We start from the raw sequence: 24,569 nt of genomic DNA, 5'->3' as shown, positions 1-24,569 counted from the left end.
GGTGTTATCTCTTGTCACGGTTAATTGGCGCGTATTGCCATTTATCCGTGACGATTACCTAATGCGGGTGAGGTTGCAAGACGTTTTTGGTTAATGAAAGGTTACGCGCGTTTCAATCGAAATCACACTAAATCCCGATTCTTCAAATGCTATCTGTGAGTTAGACCGATTCCCTTCTTCTGTGCGACGTGGCACCAAGTGCAGATCTGCACAACCTTGTCGGCGTCTGGCCGGCCTCACCCGCTCGCATTTCGCGCCTTGGAACACCGACTCGGTAGAATCACCTGAGGTGCAAATCTGCACGTAGGCAAACGCACCGTGAGATGATTTCTGTTCGCATGACCTGTTCATGCGGAGATTACGATGCGGATACTCACAGTTTCGCCGGACCAATACGAACGGTATCGAAGCTTCCTCAAACAGATGCACCGCCTTCGCGCGACGGTGTTCGGTGGCCGTCTCGAATGGGACGTCTCCATCATCGCTGGGGAAGAGCGCGACCAATACGATAATTTCATGCCGAGCTACCTTCTGGCGATTACTGACAGTGGGCGGGTCGCCGGATGCGTCAGACTTCTTCCGGCTTGCGGGCCTACGATGCTGGAGCAGACTTTTTCGCAACTCCTCGAAATGGGCTCGCTCGCAGCGCATTCCGGAATGGTAGAGAGCTCTCGCTTCTGCGTCGACACCTCCCTCGTCTCACGGAGAGATGCGAGCCAGCTGCACCTGGCGACTCTTACCTTATTCGCCGGTATCATTGAATGGTCGATGGCCAGCGGCTACACGGAGATCGTCACGGCGACCGATCTTCGTTTCGAGCGCATCCTGAAGCGTGCTGGATGGCCGATGCGCCGGCTTGGTGAACCCACCGCGATCGGCAACACCATTGCCATTGCCGGAAGACTGCCAGCCGATCGTGCCAGCTTCGAGCAGGTTTGCCCTCCGGGCTACTATTCTATCCCCCGGATCGACGTGGCAGCGATCAGGAGTGCCGCGTGACCCAGCTGCGCTCTCACTCCCGTCTCGTCCGCAAACTCCAGGACGCACTCGGCGACCAGCTCTGCGTCGCGCTCGATGACGCAACGGTCGTCGAGATCATGCTCAACCCCGATGGCAAGCTCTTCATCGAGCGCCTGGGCCATGGCGTGGCCCCTGCAGGTTTGCTCAGCCCGGCCGCGGCAGAAGTGATCATTGGCAGCGTCGCGCACGCACTACAATCAGAAGCCGACGACGAGCAACCGATCATCTCCGGCGAATTGCCGATCGGCGGCCATCGTTTCGAGGGCCTGCTGCCGCCAGTGGTTTCCGGACCGAGTTTCACTATCCGGCGGCGGGCCTCGCGCCTGATCCCGCTCGACGACTATGTGAAGCATAAGATCATGACGGCGGCGCAGGTATCGGTTCTGCGCAGCGCGATCGCTTCTCGCATGAACATTGTGATTTCTGGCGGCACCGGTTCGGGCAAGACGACGCTTGCCAACGCGGTCATTGCCGAAATCGTAGCGAATGCGCCGGACGATCGGATCGTCATTCTCGAAGACACGGCGGAGATCCAATGCGCCGCCGAGAACGCGGTCGCGCTCCACACGAGCGACACGATCGATATGGCCCGGCTTCTCAAGAGCACCATGCGTCTGCGGCCCGACCGGATCATCGTTGGTGAGGTGCGCGACGGGGCGGCCCTCACGCTACTCAAGGCCTGGAACACCGGGCATCCGGGCGGCGTCACCACCATCCACTCGAACACGGCGATGTCGGCGCTTCGCCGGCTCGAACAATTGACCGCGGAGGTGAGCCAGCAGCCCATGCAGGAAGTGATCGGCGAGGCGGTGGACCTGATCGTCTCGATAGAACGAACGGGGAAGGGGAGGCGGGTCCGTGAGGTCATCCATGTCGAGGGTTTCGCAAACGCCCGCTACCGAACCGAGCACTACGCGCAGATCGATGAGGATAGTCATGTCGCATAAGATCAGGATTGCCATCGCGCTTGCGGCATTCGCCGCCGTCTCTTTCATCGGTTTGGCGGATCCGGCCTTCGCCTCTTCAGGCGGCAGTCTGCCGTGGGAATCCCCGCTTCAGCAAATCCAGCAATCGATCACCGGGCCGGTTGCCGGCTTCATCGCACTCGCCGCAGTCGCGATCGCCGGCGGCATGCTGATCTTCGGGGGCGAGTTGAATGATTTCGCAAGGCGGCTTTGCTACGTCGCCCTCGTTGGCGGCGTTCTGCTCGGTGCGACACAGATCGTCGCCCTGTTCGGCGCAACTGGCGCTTCGATTGGCGAGATAGAGGCTCGAACCGGGCCTGGGATCATCGAACCGGTAATGCTTCGCGCGCAAGGGGAGGGGGCCCATGGCTGAGCCGGGTTCCAACCTTGCCCGTTCTCGGGTCCACCGGGCGCTGTCGCGCCCGAACCTGCTGATGGGCGCCGACCGCGAGCTGGTATTGCTCACCGGGCTTGCCGCCGTGATCCTGATCTTCGTCGTGCTGACGTGGTACGCCGCATTGTTCGGCGTCGCGATCTGGCTCGTTGCGGTCGCGGCCCTTCGCATGATGGCGAAATCCGACCCGCTGATGCGCCGCGTTTATCTGCGGCATGTCTCCTATCGGTCCCACTATCGGCCGACCTCGACGCCCTGGCGCAAGTTCTGAGGTCGCGGGCATGGTGGCACTGAAACAGTTCCGACACTCCGGCCCGTCCTTCGCCGACCTGGTTCCCTATGCTGGACTGGTCGACAACGGCGTGATCCTGCTGAAGGAAGGCTCGCTGATGGCTGGCTGGTATTTTGCCGGGCCGGACAGCGAAAGTTCGACCGACGCCGAGCGCAATGAGGTCAGCCGGCAGATCAATATGATCCTCTCCCGGCTGGGCTCGGGCTGGATGATACAGGTCGAAGCGTTGCGCGTCCCGACGATCGACTATCCGGCAGAGGACGCCTGCCATTTCCCCGATCCGGTGACGCGTGCGATTGACGCCGAGCGCAGGTCTCACTTTGAGAGGGAGAGCGGACATTTCGAGAGCCGGCACGCGCTGATCCTAACCTGGCGGCCGCCCGAGCCTCGGCGCTCCGGCCTGGCGCGCTACGTCTATTCCGACACTGCCAGCCGCTCGGCCACCTATGCCGACACGGCGCTCGAGTCTTTCCGGACCTCGATCCGCGAGGTTGAGCAGTACCTTGCTAATGTCGTCTCCATCCGCCGCATGGTGACGAGCGAAACCGAAGAGCGCGGGGGTTTCCGGATGGCCCGCTACGACGAGCTGTTCCAGTTCATCCGCTTCTGCATCACCGGTGAGAACCATCCAGTCCGGCTCCCGGATATCCCGATGTATCTTGACTGGCTGGTCACGGCCGAGCTGCAGCACGGTCTGACCCCGACCGTCGAGAATCGCTTTCTCGGGGTCGTCGCCATTGACGGCTTAGCCGCGGAGAGCTGGCCGGGGATACTGAACAGCCTCGACCTGATGCCGCTCACCTATCGATGGTCGTCGCGCTTTGTCTTTCTCGATGAGCAGGAGGCACGCTCGAGGCTGGAGCGCACCCGCAAGAAGTGGCAGCAGAAGGTCAGGCCGTTTTTCGACCAGCTTTTCCAGACCCAGAGCCGCTCCGTCGACCAGGACGCCATGATGATGGTGGCCGAGACCGAGGATGCAATCGCTCAAGCCGCGTCACAGCTTGTCGCCTATGGCTATTACACGCCGGTCATCGTCCTGTTCGATGAACAGCAACCACGCCTTCAGGAAAAGTGCGAGGCGATCCGTCGCCTGATCCAGGCCGAGGGTTTTGGCGCCCGGATCGAGACGCTTAACGCGACCGACGCTTTCCTCGGCAGCCTGCCCGGCGTCTCCTATGCCAACATCCGCGAGCCACTGGTCAACACCCGTAATCTCGCCGACCTCATCCCGCTGAACTCGATCTGGTCGGGAAGTCCTGTCGCACCTTGCCCGTTCTATCCGGCCGGTTCACCGCCGCTCATGCAGGTCGCCAGCGGCTCGACGCCGTTCCGTCTGAACCTGCATGTCGATGATGTCGGGCATGCGCTGGTCTTTGGCCCGACGGGTTCGGGGAAGTCGACATTGCTTTCGCTGATCGCGGCGCAGTTCCGACGCTATGCGGGGGCGCAGATATTTGCCTTTGACAAGGGGCGGTCGATGCTGCCGTTGACGCTGGCGATCGGTGGCGATCACTACGAGATCGGCGGCGACGCGGCCGGAGAAGGGGAGGGGGCCTCGCCGCGGCTGGCCTTCTGCCCGCTCGCAGAACTCTCGACGGACGGCGATCGCGCCTGGGCGGCCGAGTGGATCGAGACGCTCGTTGCCCTGCAAGGGGTCACTGTCACACCCGACTATCGCAACGCCATCTCCAGGCAACTGGCGCTGATGGCGGAATCGCGCGGCCGCTCGCTCTCGGACTTCGTCTCCGGCGTCCAGATGCGCGAGATCAAGGATGCGCTCCACCATTACACCGTCGACGGCCCGATGGGTCAGCTGCTCGACGCGGAGGAGGACGGACTGGCGCTGGGGGCCTTCCAGTGCTTCGAGGTCGAGGAGCTGATGAACCTGGGCGAGCGCAATCTCGTACCGGTCCTGCTCTATATGTTCCGGCGGGTCGAGAAGCGACTGACAGGTGCTCCAAGCCTGATTATCCTCGATGAAGCCTGGCTGATGCTCGGTCATCCGACCTTTCGCGACAAGATCCGCGAATGGTTGAAGGTCCTGCGAAAAGCCAATTGCGCGGTCGTACTCGCCACGCAGTCGATCTCGGACGCGGAGCGCTCCGGCATCATCGACGTCCTGAAGGAGAGCTGCCCGACCAAAATTTGCCTGCCGAACGGGGCGGCCCGAGAGCCGGGCACGAGGGAATTCTACGAGCGCATCGGCTTCAACGAGCGCCAGATCGAGATCGTCGCGACCGCCATTCCGAAGCGAGATTATTACGTCGTCTCTCCGGAGGGCCGTCGTCTCTTCGACATGGCGCTAGGACCAGTAGCGCTCTCCTTCGTCGGAGCGTCCGGCAAGGAAGATCTGAAGCGCATCCGCGCGCTTCATTCAGAACACGGGGCCGCATGGCCTCTTCAATGGCTCCAGCAAAGGGGGATCGCCCATGCCGATACACTCTTCCCGGCCGACTAGACTAGCCCGCCACGCGATGATTGCGGCCATCCTTCTCTCAAGTACCTCACCGATGCCAGCTGTGGCGGGCGGCGTGACCGGTCAGGCGACCGAATGGACGCAGCTCGCCAACAACACCGAACTCATCTCACTGGTCGGCGAATCGGCGGAGCAGGTCAACAACCAGATCACCCAGATCTCACAGCTGGCCGAGCAGATCCAGAACCAGCTCAAGATCTACCAGAACATGCTGCAGAATACCGCGCAGCTTCCGAACCATATCTGGGGCCAGGTCGAAGGCGACCTGCAGAGCCTGCAAAGCGTCGTTAACCAGGGGCAGGGCGTCGCCTTTTCGATGGGCAATATCGACGATGTGTTGAAGCAGCGTTTCCAGAGTTTTTCCGAGATGAAAAGCAACCTGCCTGACGGCGCGAGCTTTTCCTCGACCTACCAGAGCTGGTCCGACACCAACCGCGATACGATCGCCGGGACGCTCAAGGCCGCGAACCTGACAGCCGAACAATTCTCCAGCGAGGAAAGCACCATGTCGTCGTTGCGCTCCATGTCGGAATCATCCGACGGCCAGATGAAGGCGCTGCAGGTCGGGCATCAGATCGCCGCACAGCAGGTGGCGCAGATGCAAAAGCTTCGCGGTCTCGTTTCCCAGCAGATGACCATGATGGGCACATGGTTCCAGTCCGAGCAGGCGCAAAAGGATCTGGCGCAGGCGCGTCGTGAACAGTTCTTCGGCGGCACAGAGCAGGATATCCGCGGAGGACAGACGATGGAGCCTCGGTGGTGAGCCCGCGCCTGATCATTATCCTCGTGGGCGCAGGGATCGTCGCTGCGGGTGGCGCTGTCAGCTGGAAGCTGATCCAGCCCGAGCCGACCTCGATATCCGGTTCAGGTGCGGCCGCAACCGGTCCCGCCTCCGATGAAGAAAAGCGCCAACATCGCGAGCAGTTCCTCAGTGGTGATACCACCCGCGACATCCGCGGCGGGCAGGAGATGAAGCCACGATGGTAATCGTCCGCACCTCCCGCCGACTTGAACTTACCCTCATTGCAATCGGCGTTGCCCTTGTCGCAAGCACGTCGGCCCTTGCACAGCAGGGCGCAGTGCTCACCACATTGGAAAACTCCGTCGTGACGGCCGCCAAGGGCTGGGAGACGACCGTGATGAATGCGGCACGTTCGCTGTTCTGGATCCTAGCCGGGATTGAGGTCGGGATCGCCGCTGTGTGGCTGGCGATCAATGCCGCCTCGCTCGATAGCTGGTTTGCGGAACTCGTCAAGCGCATCATGTTCATCGGTCTCTTCGCCTTCATCCTCAACGAAGGGCCAGCGTTTGCCAAAGCCGTGGTCGACAGCCTCTATCAGATCGGCGCCGGCAGCGGTTCGGCCTCACCCGCCAATATCTTTGATGCCGGAATCCGCGTTGCGACCAAAATGTCGGAGCAGGCGAAGTTCGGCGTCTTCGAGGACAACGCGCTGGCGATCGCCGCCGTGTTTGCCATGGTGGTTGTCGTCGTGTCGTTCTCGCTCGTTGCGGCAATCTTCGTCGCCGTCATGGTCGAGATGTATGTTGGTCTGCTTGCCGGCATGATCATGCTCGGGCTTGGCGGCTCGTCCTACACCAAGGATTTTGCCGTCAAATATCTGGTCTATGCTTTTTCGGTTGGCATGAAGCTCATGGCGATGGTGATGATCGCCAAGATCGGCTCCGACATCCTGCTCGGTCTGGCCGAAGCGCCGACGGCCACCTCCGAACAGTTCATCACGACGCTTGCCATCGCCGGGATTTCGGTCGTGATCTTTGTCATCGCCATGTACGTCCCGCCGATCCTTCAGGGCGTGGTGCAGGGTGCGTCGGTAGGCGGCGGCATGGAAGCCATCCGCCATGGCGGGCAGGCCGCATCCGCAGCACTCGGCGCCGGGTTCCTGACGATCGGCGCGGCAAATCGGGGATTTGAGGCAGCAAGTGCCGCAAGGGCAGGCGGAGCGTCTTTGGCAAGTGCCGCCATGCGTGGCCTGGAAGCCGGAGTCGGCGGCGCGGCCGGCGCAGTTGGCTCGGCTGCCAAGGACAAGGCCATTGGCTCGCCCGGCGCCTATGCCGGTTCGATGCTCGGCCTCGCCAACGCCAAGCTCGATCAGCAATCCGGCCGGCCTGGTACACCGCCGCCACCACCGATCAATGACAAGAAATAAGAGGCTGACAGCGCATGGCTGGAACCACTCCACCAGACAATCCCTATATCGCTGCGCGAAACGAATGGAACGAGCGCTACGGCTCGTATGTGAAAGCGGCCGCCGCCTGGCGCATCGTCGGCATCACCGGCATGACAATGGCGGTGATCGGTTTCGGCTATGCGCTCTACCAGAGCACGCAGGTGAAGCTGATCCCCTATATCGTCGAGGTCGACAAGCTCGGCACGGCCGTCAATGCCGGCTTTCCGCAACAGATCGAATATGCCGATCCGCGCGTGGTGCGTGCCACGCTCGGCAGTTTCGTCTCGAACTTCCGCTCCGTCACGCCCGACGCCCTCGTCCAGAAACAATATATCGACCGGACCTACGGGCTGCTGCGGACATCCGATCCGGCGACCGAAAAGGTCAATGCCTGGTTCCGCTCGAATTCGCCGTTCGAAAAGGCGAAGACAGCGACCGTGGCCATCGAGGTCAACAACATCGTCGCGCTATCGAACCAGAGCTATCAGGTCGACTGGACCGAATTCGAGCGCGATCGCCGAGGCAAGGAAACGGCGACACGCCGCTTCCGCGGCATTGCCACTGTGACGCTGACGCCGCCCCAGGACGAAGGCATCATCCGTCTCAATCCCATTGGTCTCTATCTCCGCGATTTCGACTGGACTGCACAGCTTTGAAAGGCATGACCTGAACATGAATTCTAGACTTCGATTTTTATCAGTCATGCTGAATGCCACCGCGATCCTTTCTGCATTCTTGGTCGTTTCCCTCATCAACGCGTCAGAGGCGTTCTCCGCTGATGGCGTCAGCCCCAATGAGGGGAAGGGCTTGGGGCTTTCGACCCAATGGCGCGGGTCGAAGGGTCTGGTCACCAAAGGCGCGGACGGTAAGGTGATCTTTCTCTATGGCGAGGTTCAGCCGTCCGTCGTCTGCTCACCGCTGCAGGTCTGCGATATCGAACTTCAGGGCGGCGAGGTGGTGCGCGATGTGCTGGTCGGGGATACGGTCCGCTGGAAAGTAGAGCCGGCGACATCGGGCGCGGCCGGCGGCCAGGCCATCCACCTGATCGTCAAGCCATCGGAACCGGAGCTCGTCACTTCGATGGTCGTGACCACATCCCGGCGGACATATCATATCCAGCTCAAGTCGCATCCCACGCAATATATGGCCCGTGTCGGCTTCGAATATCCCGAGGATGTTTCCACGAAACTCGCCGACGTCAACGCTCGGCTTGAAGCCAGTACGATCCCCGGCGCCGGGGTGCCGGCGGAGCACTTAAGCTTTTCCTATTCCATATCGGGCAGTGCCGGCTGGCGGCCGACACGGGTCTATTCCGATGGCCTGAAAACCTACATCCAGTTCCCGCGGTCGATCTCGGGTCAGGATGCGCCGGTTCTCTTCGTCGTCTCCGGTGGCCAGAACCGTATCGTCAACTACCGCATGAAGAGCAATATGATGGTGGTCGATTACAACATCGATCGCGCGGTGCTCGTCTCGGGCGTCGGCTGGAAACAACAAAAGGTGACGATCAGCAGGGGAGGGCGGTGATGAAGATTCTTGCCTTCATGCGACGCCCGCTGAACCATAAAACTGGCCTTGCTGCCGCCTGCATCCTCGCCATCCTCCTTTCTGGGTGCCAATCGATCGATACAGAAGGTCTTGTCGCCAGCAACGCGCCGCCCGAAATCTCTGGACCGGCGGCGAGCGCCATTGCTGGCGACATGGTCAGCCGTCTTGTCGAACAGATCGGGCCGGGCAAGGCAACCGTTGCACTAAAGGTCGATACTTCACCCTTCGGTCAGGCACTGGACGCGGCGCTGAAGGGATGGGGCTATGCGGTCGTCACCGACCAGAAGACGGATAGCGGAGCGACCGTCCTCCCACTTGCCTATGTGATCATACCATTCGACGGGCAGGTACTGGCGCGCCTTTCGACCAACAGCGTCGAACTCGGCCGCGCTTACACGGTGACTTCGACCGGTGCCATGGCGACGAGCGCGCTTTCGCTGATGCGGCGCGGGTGAGGGCGAATATCATGGTGCAATCCCTCAACCTCGGCGGCGCGCAGAACAGTCAGGCGGCATCAGGCATTCGCCGGATCAATCGCCTGCCGATCGTCGTCGTCATCGTGCTGGCAGTCGCCTTCCTCGCCATCATCTTCTATGGGCTCGCCTCGCGCGGGCTTTATTTCGGGAGGGATAAAGGCCCGGAGACCAGTTCCGGCGATCCCGCCTCAACTTTTGCCGATCAGATCAAGCGCGGTGTCACCGACGGTATTATCGACGAACCGCAGCAACAGACGACGTTTCAGCCGACCCCTGTCGAGACGAAGCAGGTGGACGAAAAGGCGAGTAATCCGTTCACCGCGACTCCGGAGAAGCGTCAGGAACAGCGGCGCGGACAAGAACTGGAGCCGGAGGCGGTCTGGCGTGCACGCCTCGAGCGCGAGCAACGGGAGCAATATCTCCGTGAAAGACAGCGCCAGCACATGGCGCGCATGCAGGCCAACGATGCTGCCTATGATGCGCCGCTCGCCATCGATCGCGGCAAGCTGGAAGCTCGAGCAACAACAGACGAGGTCATAGCAAACAGAACAGCAGCGAACTCGACTTCAACGACAGGAGCTTCCGATCTGTATGCCGCCGCCTTACGCGCCGGCCTCGGCGGTCAAAACATCGATCCCAACGGGCAGAACAGCAAGGAAGACTTCTTCAACGCCGATCTTAAGGACCTCGGCTATCTGCCAAATCGCGTCGTGCCGCAGCAGTCACTCTACGAACTGAAACGAGGCTCGGTCATCCCGGCAACACTGATATCAGGCATAAATTCGGATCTGCCCGGCCGAATTACCGCGCAGGTGAGCCAGAACGTCTATGACAGCGCAACCGGACATCGCCTGCTGATCCCGCAAGGGACGAAACTGCTCGGCCGTTACGACAGCAAGGTATCGTTCGGCCAGAGCCGCGTACTCGTCGTCTGGTCCGATATTATCTTTCCGAACGGCGCGACTCTGCAGATCGGCGGCATGGCGGGAACGGACGCTGAAGGTTATGGCGGGTTTAACGATAAGGTGGATAACCACTACCTCAAAACGTTTGGTTCGGCCGTGCTGATTGCCCTGATCGGAACCGGGATCGACATGGCCGTGCCGCAGAGTTCGACGCTGGCGACCCAGGACACCGCCTCGGATGCCGCCAGGCGGAATTTCGCGGAGACGTTCGGGCGGGTTGCGGACCGGACAATCCAGCGCAATATGGATGTCCAGCCCACGCTGGAAATCCGGCCGGGATACAACTTTAATGTCCTGGTTGATCAGGACATAGTATTTCCGAGCATTTACAAAAAGTGATAATGAATCAAAGCTTTGGCATGGCTTCGAAAAGGTGATGTGCGCGCCATCATCTAGGCCCGCGTTCCCTTCACGTGCCAAGCCATTTAACATTTCTAGTTTCGATCGTGCCTCTCGAAATCCAGCTCTCACGCGATTCGAGTCCAAGATGAATGATCGGCGGTTGGCCGCCGATCATTCATCTTTACCGCTTGAGATGAGGCGCCAGGAGTTCAAGGTCGGCGCGCTCAGGCGATCCTTCGCCTCATTCCTCTGGTGCCAATAGGGGTAGATCAGAGGCGGAAGGCTCACGTCGTCCAACCGCTGCCGTTCCTCGGCAGTCAAGATCAGCTCCGCCGCGGCGAGGTTGTCCTTGAACTGCGCCTCGGTGCGACCGCCGATAACAACGGAAGTGATGGGCTTCAGGCCGATGAGCCAGGCAAGCGCAACCTGGGCAACGGAGATGCCTCGGCCGTCGGCAATTTCGACGAGCTTGTCGACAATGTTCCACAGTCGGTTTTCATCGCGGATCGGCGGTTCCTTCCAACCAGCGAGCTGACGGCTACCTTCTGGGGCTGCCTGGTCGCGACGATGCTTGCCTGAAAGAAGGCCCCCCGAGAGCGGGCTCTACACGAGCACGCCAAGGCCCTGGTCGACGGTCACAGGAAGAAGCTCGTATTCTGCATCACGGGCTTCGAGGGTGTAGTGGACCTGCTGGCTTACGAACCGCTCGCGTCTATCGCGCTTCGCTGACACCCATTACCTTCATGATGTGCCAGTCCGAGAAGTTGGAGCAACCGATGTAGCGCACTTTGCCCTGACGAACGAGGGTATCGAGCGCCTCCATGGTTTCGTCAAGTGGCGTGTGCCCATCCCATTCGTGCAACTGATACAGGTCGATGACATCGGTTTTCAGCCGTTTGAGGCTGGCTTCACACGCTTCGATGAGATGTGCCGGGAGTTGCCTGCGTCGTTGGGACCCTTGCCCATCGGGAAGCGCGCCTTCGTGGCAACAAGGACGCCGTTCTTGCGTTTGCCACCAAGAACCTCACCAATGATCTCTTCGGACTTCCCGTCCGAGTACACATCTGCGGTATCGATCAGGTTGACACCTGCATCGATACACACGTCGACGAGCCTTTGAGCTTCGGGGACACCAAGATCTCCGACCTTCCGCGCCCCCCCAAGGTCATCGTGCCCATCGTGATCGTTGAAACCCTGAGACCTGAGCGGCCTAGCTGTCGATATTCCATTACGTCATCCCTCCGTAAACTGCGGAATCGATTCTTGATGCCGCAGCGGCTCGGCAGGCGCAGTCACGCTCCCGAAGGGCGATCGCCCGTCCTTCGACATCGCTGCGAAGGTCGGCCGACCACCCTTCTCCGGGAGGAAGCTTTCAGAATTCACCGAGGCCGATCGCGGAGCCGGCTCCCACCAAACCGCAGTTATTCAGTGAGTTCCCTTATGACCCGGAAGCCGAGTTCAGTCTGCGAAATACGTCTGTTCCGTGATGAGCGGCGCCGACGGCATGGATCCCTTCATCTCGAAGCCCCAATTGAGCTTGCTCTTTCTGGCCCAGGCCCCCAGGTTTTCGGTGAGAGGGATCGCGCACACATTGCCGACGATCAGTTTTTGCGCTTCTTTCCAAAGTTCGATCTGCTTGGCCGGATCGACTTCGGTACGAGCAGCCTCGATCTGCTCGTCGGCGACGTTGCAATGACTGAAGTTTACGACGGCGGTCGGTTTTCCGATCTCGCTGTTCGAGTGGTAGAACTGCGTGAGGTAGTAGTCGGCAATCGGGAACCGCGCCGCGCCGTAGAGGACGATGGGGCTCAGATCCTTGCGGATCATCTGGTGCCAGGTCGCGTGTTCGACGGGTTGGAGAGTGAGGGTGATACCGCCCTCGGCGGCCTGAGCCTGAACCAGTTGCGCCAGGCTCTCCAGGCCCGGCAACTGGCTGGCGAGCATGGTGACGGTTATCCCGTTCGGGAACCCGGCTTCAGCCAGCAGGGCCTTCGACTTCGCAGGGTCGTATTCCAAAACCCCTGCGTCGGGATTGAAGCCGAGATTGTTCGACGGGATGACCGACGGGACTGCCCGGTTAACGCGATCGCCTCTGTACTTAGCAATCTGCGCCGCGTTCACCGCATGAGCGAGAGCCTGACGGACACGGATGTCGTTGAAGGGTGGCTTTGTTATGTTGACGTGAAGGACATTCAGTTCCGCCGGCTCAATGGTATCGACCCGGTTTTCTGGATTTGCCTCGAGCCGCGTCAACCAACGCTGATCTTGATTGCCTTGCTCGACATCGAGTTCGCCGGACTCGAATGCCAGATCGCGAGCAGCGTCATTGTTGAGGAACCTGTAGGTCACCTTCGAAAGCTTGGGCTTCCCTCTGAAGTACTCAGCATAAGCCGTCAAAGTCACGGACTGACCGGGCTGCACGGATGCCACTTGGAACGGGCCGAAACCGACTGGACGACGCTTAAAGTCTTCCCCACGCTCTTCGTAGGCCTTCTTCGAAATGATGAAGCCGCCCGAGTAGTTAGAGAGAAGCGCCAGCAGGCTGGGGACTCGCTTGGAAAGCGTGATGCGAACGGTGCTCGCATCGACCGCTTCAACCTTCTGGATGGCAGCATAGTCTCCAGAGAAGGCCGAGCGCTTGGGGTCCCGGGCCTTCTCCAGGCTGAACACGACGTCGTCTGTGTTCACATCCCCGAAGCCCGACTGCCACTTGACACCCGGTCGGAGCTTGAATGTCCAGACCAGTTGGTCTGCACTCGGGCTCCAGCTTTCCGCCAGGTCGGGTTCGATCGTGGAGGGGTTTGCCGAGCCGGGGGCAAAACGGACCAGGGCGCCGAACACGTATGATGCCAGCGTCCGATCCGATGTGGTCGTCGCGAAGTGCGGATCAAGCGTTGTCACATCTTCGGCGGCTACTCCCATGGAAAGTTCCGTCTTCGCGGCGTAGGCCACGTTCGGAAGCGAAGCGATGCCTCCCACCACGCCGACGGCGATAGCCACAGATGTCCAGTAAGCTTTGTATTTCATGCGAACTCCCCTTTTCACTGATGAATTTTACCTGCATCTGGACCATCCACCGCAGTATCCTATGCGTGTCTCGGCAAGGCTGACCGGGCGCAGCCATCTCGTCGCCCGATCTTGTCAAACGCGCACGAAATGCCTCTCGTCCACCGCGGCCCACTGCTGTCCGTCCGGAGTGAACCCGAGCGGCTTGATCGGGCTGGCGGGCGGCTGGGACTGAGGTGTCGCCACAGTCCGTTTGGAGCGCTGGCTCGGATGCGTGATCGGGACAGCCGAAAGCAGGCGCTTGGTGTAGCTGTGACCCGGACGGCCGATAACATCATCGCGGCTGCCGATCTCGACCAGCTCTCCGAAATACATGACGGCAACCCTGTTGCAGATCTTCTCAATGGCCGCCATGTCGTGGCTGATGAAGAGATACGAGATGCCGAAATCCGACTGGAGGTCCATCATCAGATCGATGATCTGACCCTTGATCGCAACATCCAGTGCCGAGACGGCTTCATCTGCAATGATCAACTTGGGCGACATTGCAAGGGCTCTTGCTATGCAAATCCTCTGGCGCTGCCCTCCTGAGAACTCGTGCGGAAGGCTGGAGGCGCGTGCGGGGTCCAGACCGACTTTCTGAAGGAGCCATTCCATCTTCTCGCGCAGCGCCGGGCCGGAGGCTATTCCGTGCACGTGCATGGGTTCCATGATGGCAGATCCGACCGTCTGACGGCTGTCGAGCGAACCGAACGGGTCCTGAAAGATCATCTGAACATCGCGGCGCAACGCGGCCAAGCTTGCGTGCTCGGAGTAGTCGACCGTGCGACCGTCCACGACGATCGTTCCTCCATGCCGCGGCGCGAGATCGATTATCGCCTTTCCAATCGTCGACTTGCCAGACCCGGACTCTCCGACAAGCCCGAGCGTCTCGCCCTTGCCGATCGCGAACGACACCTTCTCCACCGCGTGCACGTTGCCCTGCACCGTTCCGAGAAGCCCTCCGCGTAGAGGGAAGCGAACGCTGAGGTCGCGAACTTCCAGGACCGGTCCTCCCCCATCGTAGGAAAGAGGAAGACCGTCGATCTTGGAGGTCGGCTGATCGATAGCGATCAGCTTCCCCGCAACCGAGGGAGCGGCTTCGATCAGGACGCGGGTGTAAGGGCTCTCCGGCTCCGTGAAGACAGTTTCGACTGAACCCGACTCCACAACCTGTCCGGCACGCATGACGAGCACGCGGTCGGCGATCTCGGCGACCACGCCCATGTCGTGCGTGATGAAGAGAAGCGCGACGTTCGTCTCGCGTTGAAGTTCCTTCAGAAGCTCGAGTATCTGGGCTTGAACGGTTACGTCGAGCGCCGTGGTCGGCTCGTCCGCAATGATCACCGAAGGATTGCAGGCGAGTGCCATGGCGATCATCACGCGCTGGCGCATGCCGCCGGAGAAGGTATGCGGATAGTTGTTGATCCGCCGCTCGGGATCCGGGATGCCGACCTTCCTGAGCATTTCAAGGACGGCGTTGCGCAGTTCCTTGCCGCGGAGGCCGCGGTGAATGCTAATGACTTCTCCGATCTGAACGCCGACCTTCTGGACGGGATTCAACGATGTCATCGGTTCCTGGAAGATCATGCTGATCTTGCCCCCACGGATACCGCACATCTCTGTTTCCGTCAGGGAGAGAAGCTCGCGGCCGTCCAGCTTGATCGATCCGCTGGCCTTGGCAACGCCATCCGGCAGCAAGCCCATGATCGCCAGCGAGGTTACGCTCTTGCCGGACCCGGACTCGCCCACCACAGCCAGTGTCGACCCTGGCGCTATGTCGAAGCTCAAATCATGGACGACCTGCTTCCTGCCGAAGGCCACCTTGAGGTTCTTTACTGAGAGTACCGCGGGCTGGGTCATCAGTGAGAATCCTTCATTCGGGGATCGATAAGGTCGCGCAGACCGTCACCGATCAGATTGAATGCCAGAACGAGCAGCAGGATCGCCAGGCTCGGAAACAGGGCAAGGTATGGAGAACTCAGGATGACCTGGAAGCCGTCCCGCACCATGCCGCCCCAGGTCGGCGCAGGCGGCGCAATACCGAGCCCGACGAAAGCCAGTGATGCCTCCGTCCTCACTGCGTTCGCCATCCAAAGCGAGGCCAGCACCATCACCTCCGGGAGAATGGCCGGGAGTATGTGACGGAACAGAATTCGCGGTCCGGAGAAACCCATGGCGCTGCACGCCTGCACGTACTCCCTGTCGCGCTGTGTCAGGACGGCGGCTCTCGCAACGCGGGCGAATGCGGGGACGGACGTGAACGCGATGGCGGCAATGATGTTCGTCATCGTGGCGCCCATGAGGGCAACTAGAGCTATACCGAGGATCAGCGACGGGAAGGCCAGGATGACATCCATCACCTGCATGAGGATGATGTCGATCCTCCCTCCCCTGAATCCGGCGATCATTCCGATGAAGGTGCCGATCACCATTGCGGCAAGAACGGCGAGAGAGCCGATCAGCAGCGAGTAGCGCGCACCATAGACCAGCCGGGTCCAGATATCGCGGCCGAACTGATCCGCGCCGAGGAGGTAGTCAGCCCCTGGCGGAGAGAGTTGATCGAACAGGTTTTGCTTGGCAGGCGGATAGAAAGATATCTGCGGCGCCAGGATGGCGGCGGCAACGAGCGCCACGATTATGGCCGTGCCGATCCACATGGATGGGTTCATGCGAATGAGGAAGCTTGTGGCTTTCCGCGACCCTTGGTCGGGACTCGTCGAAGGAACGGTGGAATTGCTCATTTGTACTGCACCCTTGGATCAAAGAGACCGTAAGTGAGATCTGTCGCGAGGTTCACGATCACGACGATTAGCGTGTAGACGACCACCATGCCTTGAAGCAGCGTGTAGTCCCGCTGGCTCAGCGCGGTCAGGATCAGTTTGCCAAGACCGGGCCGCGAGAAGACGATTTCGGTGAGAACCGAGTTACCGATCAGGATGCCGAGGTAGAGGCCGACGACAGTGCTGATTGGAATCAGGCAGTTTCCGAGAGCATGTCTCCAGATGACGACAGCAGGTCTCGCCCCTTTCGCTCGTGCAGTGCGAACGAAATCCTGGTTGAGCACCTCGAGCATCGCGGAACGCGTCACTCTCGTGATGTAGGCCATCATGATCAGCGCGAGCGAGACGACCGGCAGCGTCATCTGCCAGAGGCGGTTGACGATACCTTCATCACCACCAGCGCTGATCACGGGAAACCAGCGGAGATTGATGGCGAACACGATCAGCAGGACGATCGCGGAGACGAAGCCCGGAAGCGACAGCCCGATAAGCGAGATCAGCCGGAGAATGTAGTCCGGCAGCTTGCTGCGCTTCACCGCCGCCCATACTCCCGTCGGAACTCCGAGCGCCAGGCCCACCACCAGGGAGGCGAAGGTCAGTTCCAGCGTGTAAGGGAGGACGTTCAAGACCTCCTCCGTGACTGGCCGACCCGATACCATCGAATTGCCGAGGTCACCTGTCACGGCATTCGCTAGAAAGTGAACATACTGAAGGCCGATCGATTGATCGAGACCGAGACGCTGCCGCAAAGCCGCGACGCTCTCCGCACTAGCCTGATCACCCAGGATCATGAGCACGGGGTCACCAGGAAGTATCCGGACCATTAGGAAGATGAGCGTGAGAACGCTCAGGAGGGTCACAACAGCAAACCCTAGCCGCTTCGCCAGGTAGATTAACATGATTTCGCTCCCCAGGGGCGCGCGTTCGTCCGCACTGCTCCCAATCGTTCAAAAAAGCCAGAGGGACGCTTGGATGGCAGCCCCGGGCGTGGCGAGGTCGAAAGCTGCAATTTATTGCCGCTTACCACACCAGACTTGCAGCGCATAATGCCATTGGTTCAGAAAACGTCAATAGTAAGCGGCGTTTCGCGGAAGATTTTTATCATATTCGAAGTTTTATGACGTTTTTTGATGATTTGAGCTTGCGGATTATGATCATTCCCAATATTTCATGATCGTTCACTGCATTGGCGCGGTGAGCGAGCGTGGGCGCCATGTGGCGAATGCGCTGGTCTAGCGCCATCCGGCAGGCTGGTGTGATTCATCTAACCCAATGAGGAAAGAAATGGTCGAGGTCATCAAGGTTAAGTCTGGCAGCCTTTACGAAACGAAGGAGAGCTATTCGCGTATCGTGGCCGTAGATAACTGGATCTACGTCTCCAACACCGCAGGCCGCAATTACAAGACGCGCGAGATGTCCACCGACCCGGTGGAACAGGCAACTCAGTGCTTCAACAACATCGAGCGGGCCCTTGCCTCTGTCGGCGCATCCCTAAAGGATGTCATCAATTCAACGATCTACATCCCGAACGTTGCAGACGCTCCGACTGTGATGGCCTACGTCGGCGAGCGTTTCAGGGGCATCGACCCGGCCCGCACGGTCCTGTGCACGCCGCTCGGGAACGACGAGTTCAAGGTCGAGATCGAAGTGCAGGCTTACAAGGGAGCTGGCGCTGTCGAAGCGAAGCTGATCGACATCAGCCAGTGATTTTTCGGCTGGAAGGTCGGCGCAAGCCGGCCTCCCAAATGAATGAAACCTTCCATCCATCCGATTTCTCGCATAGTAAATGATCATGGCAGTGAGAACAGCGAGAACACGCTTGAACGATAAGAATGTTGCTCAGGACGACGATTTTCTTCCCGCGGAACGGCGCTCGAAGATTCTGGATTGGTTTTCGACCAATTCGGTTGCTTCCACGCAGGATCTCGCCCGGCGTCTGAATGCGTCAATTTCTACCATCCGACGCGATCTGGATTCGCTGGCGGCGGACGGACTGCTCAAACGAACCCACGGGGGCGCTGTCCGCGTTCGGCAGAACACGACCTACGAGCAGCGGATGGAGGAAGCGCGCAACACCTCGGTTGAGGAAAAGCGCGCGATCGCGAAAGCGGCCGCCAGCATTCTGCAGCCGGGACAGAGCGTTCTCATCGACTCGAAGTCGACCTCGCATCTTCTCGCCCATGCGATTGCTGAGCTCGCAATTCCGCTCACTGTCATCACCAACGATGTCCAGGTTGCCGCGATCCTCGCTAACCGGGACCCGATCTCAGTGGTTGTTCCAGGTGGGACATGCAGGCACGGCGCTTACGTCCTTCTTGGTGAAACCAGCACCAAGTTCGTACGCGAATTGAATTGCGATCACTATTTTCTCTGTACGCATGCTGTGGATCCTAGCGGACCGACGGACACATGGCTGGATCTCGTCCAGCTTCAAAGAGCCATGGTGGGAGCCGCGATAGAGACGACGCTGATCATCGACAGCAGCAAGTTCGGCAGTCGCAAGATCTACAGCGTGGTTCCAATGAAGCAGATCAAGCGTATCATCACGGATGAAGGGCTACCGCAGGATGATCGCGACAGATATTCTGCACTCGTAGACGAACTGGTGATCGCGCCATTCCTTGAGGAGTCTCCTTCAGAACAGGAAGTGTAGTCGAAACCGTCCTCCTCCGATTATTTCGTCCGGAGATCGTATGATCGGCTCCCTGCCCTTTCTAAACCTTGAACTGCTTGAGGCGACGGCACGCATTCGAGGGAGGTTACCCTATCCAGGGAACCGTGTGAAACGGGCTGAGCTGGCGGCCATCCAAGAAGATCTCGAATTTGCTGACCTGCCCCAGCCCGAGATCGAGCTGGATATGGATGCCGGCGGCTGAAAGATCGTAAGTCTCCAAGGACGTCGCCCTTTGAAGTAACCATTCGATACTAAATAAGTGCCGCGGTTGGCATCTGGGCAAAGATTTAGTAGCCGCGCCACGTTGAGCCTGGCGCGGCGAAACGGTTTTCAACTCAGGCGAAGGCTGTCTGCTGATGGCTTTCCACACTCCGGTAGCTGTAGACGCGCTCGGCGAAATCGGAAGTGATCCTCTCTTCCTTGACGTCGCGCCGGACGGCTTCCGGAGAGCGGCCGGACGGCGAACCGTAGCCACCTCCGCCAGGTGTGATGATCTGGATCACCTGGCCTGCCCTCAACTGCACCGTTCCGGGTAGATTGTGTTCGTCATTCCCGAAATCGAAATCGGAGCCCGTTGCCTCCAGGCCGCCGTTCAAGCCCCACGGATGGACCGTGAAGCGGGCCCCGTCCACGTTGCAGCGGCAATCGGCCTCAATGCGGTAGACTCGGCGCAGGCCCATCCCGCCGCGCCAGGTACCTGCTCCCGCTGAACCGTTTACGAGTTCATAGCGCAGCAGTGTCAAGGGGTACTCCAGCTCGAGAGCCTCCACCGGGAGGTTTGAGGTGTTCGTCATGTGGACGTGAATGCCACTCAAGCCATCTGCCGTGGGCCGTGCGCCGCCACCGCCGCCGATCGTCTCAAGATACACCCAGAGAGAACCGTCCTCTCGCGTACCAGTGAACAGGGCACCGGTGCAGGCTCCGTTCCCTGCGGCCGTCACCTTCCCAGGCAGGGCCTTCGCGAGCGCGCCTTGCACCAGATCAGCGACACGCTGGCAGGCGATGATGCGGCCATCGACTGCCGCAGGATGCGTGCAGTTGAGCAGTGAGCCCAGAGGTGCCTTGACCGTGATCGGACGGGACAAACCCGCGTTCGGCAGGATCGTCGGATCGATGACCGCCTTGACCGCGTAGTAGCACGTCGCCAGCAGCGCGGTGTAGATAACGTTCAGGCCCGCAGGCACCTGCGGCGGCGCTTCAAACGCAATGTTCATCGCATCGCCCTTGATGGTGATATCGACCTTGAGCTCCATGATTTCGGAGAACTGGTTGCTGTCGAAGTAGTCGGCGAAGCTGTAGACACCATCTGGTATCGCTGCGATCCCTGCCCGCATCTTACGTTCTGCATAGTCCTGGAGTGCGTCCCCGGCTGCGAGCACCTTGTCAGCACCATATTTGGCGCAGAGGTCCTGCATTCGCTGCACGCACAGCCCATTGGCGGACATCTGCGCTCTCAGATCGGAGAGCCGTTCGTGAGGTACCTGGCAGTTCAGGAGAAACACATCCTGGAGATCCCGCTGCAGTTTCCCCTCGCGATACAGCCGCACGGGAGGCAACCTGATCCCTTCCTGATAGATGTGGGCATGACCGCGGTCTGCGAAGTCCGCGTGATGAGCGGTGTTCACGGCCCATCCGACCATCGTCGATTCGTGGAAGATGGGCTCGGCCAATACGATGTCGGGCAAGTGGGTTGCGCCTCCCTCGTACGCATCGTTTCCGATGAACACGTCGCCCGGTTTGATATCGTCGGCCGCGTAGCGTTTGTTGATATGTGGAATGATCCCGATGAAGCTGCCGAGATGCATAGGGATGTGTTCTGCCTGGCACAGCGTGTTGCCACGGTGATCGAACAGCGCGGTGGAGCAATCACGACGTTCCTTGATGTTGGTGGAGTAGCTGGCCCGTACCAGCGCCTCGCCCATCTCCTCGACGATTGAGGTCAGCGCGCTGCCAATGACTTCTACGGTGATCGGGTCGATCTTGGTCATGCCCGCGTCTCCAAAATAAGGTTGAGATAAGGGTCTACGGTCGCCTGCATGTTCGGGAGGACCACTGTCGTCGTATCCATCTGCTCAACGATCGCAGGGCCCTCGATGCGGTTTCCCGCTTTCAGCCTGTACCGTGCATAGACCGAGCAGGCGACGAAATCTTTGACCTCGTCCATGTACACGTCGCGCTTTCCGATGATGGCCGGCTGGCAATCCGGACCTTCGCTTTCCGTCGGAGCGAACTCGGCCTTGTTGACCAAGCCTGCCGCTTCCAGCCGCAGCGTCACAATCTGGATCTGTTCGCCTTCGGCAATGAAGCCGAACCGTTGCTGATGAGCGCTCTCGAAGCCCTTCACCATGGCCTGCAGCGTGTTTTCATCGACTTGTCCGGCCGGAACGTTGACCTGCAACTCATAGTTCTGACCGACGTACCGCATGTCCGCAGTGCGGTTGACGACGCGACGATCGGCTTCGATTCCTTCCTGGGCAAACCAGGATTCAGCTTGGCCCTCGAGCGTCTCGAACCCACTGATGATCGGCTCCACCGCGTCCTGATCAACCTTCATGAGCCGCGAAATGGCGAAATCGGAACGGAGGTCGGTCAGGAGAAGGCCGAGCGCGCACAGGGTGCCGGGCGTCAGCGGCACGATGATGCGGCTCATGTCCAGCTCTTTCGCAAGCCGCGCCGCGTGGAGCGGGCCTGCGCCGCCAAACGCCATCAGGGCGTAGTCTCGGGGGTCGTGGCCACGCTGGACGCTGATGAGGCGTATGGCCTTGGCCATGTTGGCCGTTAGCACCGAGATGATCCCTTGTGCCGTCTCCATGAGACCGAGACCGAGCTTGTCAGCAAGGCGCTGGACGGCATCGACGGCGAGGTCTCGCCGAACCTTCATGCGGCCGCCAAGGATCTCAATGGGATTGAGCGTATGCAACACGATGTTCGCATCCGTGACCGTTGCTTCGGTGTTGCCGCGACCGTAGCAGGCAGGACCGGGATCAGCCCCAGCGGAGCGAGGACCGACTTTCAGCAGTCCTCCGCTGTCGACGAACGCGATGGATCCACCGCCGGCGCCCACTGTGTGAATGTCCAGCATCGGAGCCTTGATCGGGTAGCCATGAACGTTGGCCTCGCCCGTCAGTTTGCATACGCCACCCTGCATCAGCGCAACGTCGCTGGAGGTGCCGCCGACATCGAACGTGATGATGTTTTCGAATCCGGCCATGCGGCCAACCGCCTGCGCTGCGACGACCCCCGTGCTCGGTCCAGACAGTACCGTGCGTACTGGTAGGCGGGCAGCGGTGTCGAAACCGATGACACCACCGTTCGACTGGGTCAGTTGCGGAGTGATCGTCACGCCGAGATCCGCAAGGCGCTGTTTCAGGCGTTCGATGTAGCGTTGCATTACGGGACCGAGATACGCATTTACCACGGTCGTGGAGAGACGCTCGTACTCACGAAACTCAGGCGCGACCTGATGCGAGACGCTGACGAACACGTCCGGCATCTCTTCACGCAGGATCTCGACGACCCTCTGCTCGTTCACGCTGTTCAGGAAGCCGTAGAGGAAGCAGACCGCGACAGCCTTGACATCCTCCTCCGAGAGCTTCCGCACGGCTGCTCGCAGCTTGTCCTCGTCCAGGGAGAGATCGACCGCACCCTCGCACGTGAGGCGTTCCGGCACTTCCTGCCGCCGATCTCGGCTGACGAGAACCTCTGGCTTTTCCGCGTGCATGTCATAGAGACTCGGCCGCTTCTGACGCCCGATCTCGAGAAGGTCGCGGAAGCCGTCCGTGGTGATGAGCCCGGTCGGCACGCCTTTCAGCTCGATGAGCGCGTTGGTGGCCACAGTCGTGCCATGGCCAAGGAAGGCCACCTGCGACGCCGTGCTGCCAACGGTAGAAAGTCCCTCGGAAACGCCGTTGGAAATCCCACGTGATGGGTCATCCGGTGTCGACGGGACCTTCCAGATGTTGAGCTTTCCAGTTTCGTCGTCGAACAGGCATACGTCCGTGAACGTACCGCCGGAATCAACACCAATTCTCAATGCCATGGTTTCACCCTCTTTGGCCAAGGTCCAGCAAGCGTATCAGGCTGCCTTGGTCTTCTTGAAACGATCGAAGCGGAATGGAGCGGGATCGACACAGGCCTTCGCCCCGGTCACGAGATCGGCCATCAGCTTCCCTGATCCTGGTCCGATGCCGAACCCGTGTCCGGAGAAACCACTGGCGATAAAGAAGCCAGGGATGCCGCCAGCCGGACCTATGACAGGTATGGCATCGGGGGTGACGTCGATGAGGCCAGCCCAGCTCTGCGTGATGCGGCTGTCTGCGAAGGCCGGAAACGCCTTTACGAGATGTGCGAACCCTTCCCTGTTGAACCGCTCGAACGGCATCGGATCGAGAATTCGCACCTGTTCGAAGGGTGAAATCTCGTCGGCCGCCCAGTATCGTGGCGTTCGCCATTCGTCGATGAACCTGCTGCCGACGCGCAGTTTCAATTCACCCCATCCCTTGATCAGTGTCGGCATGAAGTCGGAAAAGAGACGGAAACTGTCAGGGACGATGGGAGCGATGTTTGCGTTGCGCATCGCGATCGAGAAGCTTCCGTCGTGCCGGCGGCGGAACGAGAAGTTGTCAGCGCCGACGGGCATGTCCGGTACGCCGTCGACCGAGGTTGCGCGCGCGACTGTCGCGAGGATCTTCAACTGGGGGAAGTCGACACCCAGGTTACCGCTGAACAGTCTCGACCATGCGCCCCCCGCCAGGACGACGGAAGAACAGGCTATGCGCCCCCGCTCGGTAACGACACCGCTTACAGCACCCCCAGAGCGCTCTATCGATCGGACCGCACAGCCTGTAATGATGTGGGCTCCAGCACGGATTGCGCCGCGAGCGATCGCTGGTGCGGCCTTGAAAGGCTCGGCGCGCCCGTCTGTCGATGTGTGTAGCGCGGCAGTGAAGCCATCACTCATGCCCGGAAGGTGCTGCCTCAACTCCTCTTTTCGGAGCAAGCGCGAGTCCAGCCCATACGCACGCGCATGCTCGAGCCATGCCTCGTATTCGGCCTCTTGGCGCACATTGCGGCACAGGTAGGCGATCCCTGTCTGTGTAAAACCCGTCTCGTCCCCGATACGGGCGTTTAGTCCCTTCCAGAGCGAAAGACTTTCGATCGCGAGCGGAATTTCAGACGCATCGCGGCCCATCTGGCGTACCCAGCCCCAGTTCCTGCCGGATTGTTCGCCTGCGATGAGACCTTTTTCACAGAGCGCAACGGACACGCCCCGCTCGGCAAGTTCCAGCGCAGTTGAAACACCAATGATACCGCCGCCAATGACGACGACATCAACCTTCGCTGGCAATGTTTGCGCTGAAGGAACAGCGTCTGGTATAATACGTGACATGGTTTGAATAC

General features: G+C 60.2%; 22 protein-coding genes and 1 pseudogene. 15 read left to right on the top strand and 8 right to left on the bottom strand.

Annotated elements, in window-relative coordinates:
- Positions 1-363: 363 nt before the first annotated feature.
- Genes traI through trbI form a run of 12 tightly spaced genes read left to right on the top strand, consistent with a single transcriptional unit; the run spans position 364 to position 10,664 of the window.
- Positions 364-999: an acyl-homoserine-lactone synthase gene (gene traI, locus FY152_26655; protein UXS35718.1), complete on the top strand. Its 636-nt coding sequence runs from the start codon at positions 364-366 to the stop codon at positions 997-999.
- The gene (gene trbB, locus FY152_26650; GenBank protein UXS35717.1) at positions 996-1,967 is read left to right on the top strand and encodes a P-type conjugative transfer ATPase TrbB; all 972 of its coding nucleotides are present in this window, start codon (positions 996-998) and stop codon (positions 1,965-1,967) included. The genes traI and trbB overlap by 4 nt, the downstream gene beginning before the upstream one ends.
- Entirely contained in the window at positions 1,957-2,358 is a 402-nt protein-coding gene (locus FY152_26645) for a conjugal transfer protein TrbC (GenBank protein ID UXS35716.1), read from the top strand. The genes trbB and FY152_26645 overlap by 11 nt, the downstream gene beginning before the upstream one ends.
- Positions 2,351-2,650, top strand: a complete 300-nt coding sequence (locus FY152_26640) for a conjugal transfer protein TrbD (protein UXS35715.1) — start codon at positions 2,351-2,353, stop codon at positions 2,648-2,650. The genes FY152_26645 and FY152_26640 overlap by 8 nt, the downstream gene beginning before the upstream one ends.
- Positions 2,651-2,660: 10 nt before the next feature.
- Positions 2,661-5,129: a VirB4 family type IV secretion/conjugal transfer ATPase gene (locus tag FY152_26635; GenBank protein UXS35714.1), complete on the top strand. Its 2,469-nt coding sequence runs from the start codon at positions 2,661-2,663 to the stop codon at positions 5,127-5,129.
- Entirely contained in the window at positions 5,101-5,910 is an 810-nt protein-coding gene (gene trbJ / locus FY152_26630) for a P-type conjugative transfer protein TrbJ (protein ID UXS35713.1), read from the top strand. Before FY152_26635 ends, trbJ begins: the two co-directional genes overlap by 29 nt.
- Positions 5,907-6,134: an entry exclusion protein TrbK gene (gene trbK / locus FY152_26625; GenBank protein ID UXS35712.1), complete on the top strand. Its 228-nt coding sequence runs from the start codon at positions 5,907-5,909 to the stop codon at positions 6,132-6,134. The genes trbJ and trbK overlap by 4 nt, the downstream gene beginning before the upstream one ends.
- Positions 6,128-7,315 (top strand): P-type conjugative transfer protein TrbL, encoded by a 1,188-nt coding sequence (trbL, locus tag FY152_26620; protein UXS35711.1) that lies wholly within the window; start codon positions 6,128-6,130, stop codon positions 7,313-7,315. The genes trbK and trbL overlap by 7 nt, the downstream gene beginning before the upstream one ends.
- 14 nt (positions 7,316-7,329) lie before the next feature.
- Positions 7,330-7,992: a conjugal transfer protein TrbF gene (locus FY152_26615; GenBank protein ID UXS35710.1), complete on the top strand. Its 663-nt coding sequence runs from the start codon at positions 7,330-7,332 to the stop codon at positions 7,990-7,992.
- Positions 7,993-8,038: 46 nt separating this feature from the next.
- Positions 8,039-8,863 (top strand): P-type conjugative transfer protein TrbG, encoded by an 825-nt coding sequence (trbG, locus tag FY152_26610; GenBank protein UXS35709.1) that lies wholly within the window; start codon positions 8,039-8,041, stop codon positions 8,861-8,863.
- Positions 8,863-9,339 (top strand): conjugal transfer protein TrbH, encoded by a 477-nt coding sequence (locus FY152_26605; GenBank protein UXS35708.1) that lies wholly within the window; start codon positions 8,863-8,865, stop codon positions 9,337-9,339. The genes trbG and FY152_26605 overlap by 1 nt, the downstream gene beginning before the upstream one ends.
- Positions 9,340-9,350: 11 nt before the next feature.
- Entirely contained in the window at positions 9,351-10,664 is a 1,314-nt protein-coding gene (gene trbI, locus FY152_26600) for an IncP-type conjugal transfer protein TrbI (GenBank protein UXS35707.1), read from the top strand.
- A gap of 184 nt (positions 10,665-10,848) precedes the next feature.
- Here the strand turns inward: trbI and FY152_26595 are convergent.
- From FY152_26595 to FY152_26575, 5 genes and pseudogenes are all read right to left on the bottom strand, one after another.
- Positions 10,849-11,896, bottom strand: a pseudogene (locus tag FY152_26595) (aldo/keto reductase).
- A gap of 229 nt (positions 11,897-12,125) precedes the next feature.
- The gene (locus FY152_26590) at positions 12,126-13,694 is read right to left on the bottom strand and encodes a polyamine ABC transporter substrate-binding protein (GenBank protein ID UXS35706.1); all 1,569 of its coding nucleotides are present in this window, start codon (positions 13,692-13,694) and stop codon (positions 12,126-12,128) included.
- A gap of 114 nt (positions 13,695-13,808) precedes the next feature.
- Positions 13,809-15,575 carry an ABC transporter ATP-binding protein gene (locus FY152_26585; protein ID UXS35705.1) on the bottom strand — a complete coding sequence of 589 codons (1,767 nt, stop codon included), beginning with the start codon at positions 15,573-15,575 and terminating at the stop codon, positions 13,809-13,811.
- Positions 15,575-16,456, bottom strand: a complete 882-nt coding sequence (locus FY152_26580; GenBank protein UXS35704.1) for an ABC transporter permease — start codon at positions 16,454-16,456, stop codon at positions 15,575-15,577. The genes FY152_26585 and FY152_26580 overlap by 1 nt, the downstream gene beginning before the upstream one ends.
- Entirely contained in the window at positions 16,453-17,394 is a 942-nt protein-coding gene (locus FY152_26575) for an ABC transporter permease (GenBank protein ID UXS35703.1), read from the bottom strand. Before FY152_26575 ends, FY152_26580 begins: the two co-directional genes overlap by 4 nt.
- Positions 17,395-17,779: 385 nt before the next feature.
- Between FY152_26575 and FY152_26570 the strand changes: the two genes are divergently transcribed.
- The 3 genes from FY152_26570 to FY152_26560 all read left to right on the top strand — a co-directional run bounded on the left by FY152_26570 (position 17,780) and on the right by FY152_26560 (position 19,371).
- On the top strand, positions 17,780-18,202 hold the full coding sequence (locus FY152_26570) for a RidA family protein (protein UXS35732.1): 423 nt from the start codon (positions 17,780-17,782) through the stop codon (positions 18,200-18,202).
- A gap of 85 nt (positions 18,203-18,287) precedes the next feature.
- Positions 18,288-19,148, top strand: a complete 861-nt coding sequence (locus FY152_26565) for a DeoR/GlpR transcriptional regulator (protein UXS35702.1) — start codon at positions 18,288-18,290, stop codon at positions 19,146-19,148.
- A gap of 40 nt (positions 19,149-19,188) precedes the next feature.
- Positions 19,189-19,371 carry a hypothetical protein gene (locus tag FY152_26560; GenBank protein ID UXS35701.1) on the top strand — a complete coding sequence of 61 codons (183 nt, stop codon included), beginning with the start codon at positions 19,189-19,191 and terminating at the stop codon, positions 19,369-19,371.
- A 133-nt stretch (positions 19,372-19,504) separates the two neighbouring features.
- On the opposite strand, the gene FY152_26555 is transcribed toward FY152_26560, so the two are convergent.
- The 3 genes from FY152_26555 to FY152_26545 are packed head-to-tail and all read right to left on the bottom strand — an operon-like array spanning position 19,505 to position 24,558.
- A complete protein-coding gene (locus tag FY152_26555; protein ID UXS35700.1) occupies positions 19,505-21,157 on the bottom strand; it encodes a hydantoinase B/oxoprolinase family protein in 1,653 nt (550 codons plus the stop codon).
- Positions 21,154-23,208: a hydantoinase/oxoprolinase family protein gene (locus FY152_26550; protein UXS35699.1), complete on the bottom strand. Its 2,055-nt coding sequence runs from the start codon at positions 23,206-23,208 to the stop codon at positions 21,154-21,156. The genes FY152_26555 and FY152_26550 overlap by 4 nt, the downstream gene beginning before the upstream one ends.
- Before the next feature lie 36 nt (positions 23,209-23,244).
- Positions 23,245-24,558: an FAD-binding oxidoreductase gene (locus tag FY152_26545; protein UXS35698.1), complete on the bottom strand. Its 1,314-nt coding sequence runs from the start codon at positions 24,556-24,558 to the stop codon at positions 23,245-23,247.
- Positions 24,559-24,569: the final 11 nt, after the last annotated feature.

The organism is Agrobacterium tumefaciens, assembly GCA_025560025.1.
GTDB lineage: Bacteria > Pseudomonadota > Alphaproteobacteria > Rhizobiales > Rhizobiaceae > Agrobacterium.
Note: the sequence above shows the minus strand (reverse complement) of the source record. Positions and strands in the feature narration are given on the sequence as shown.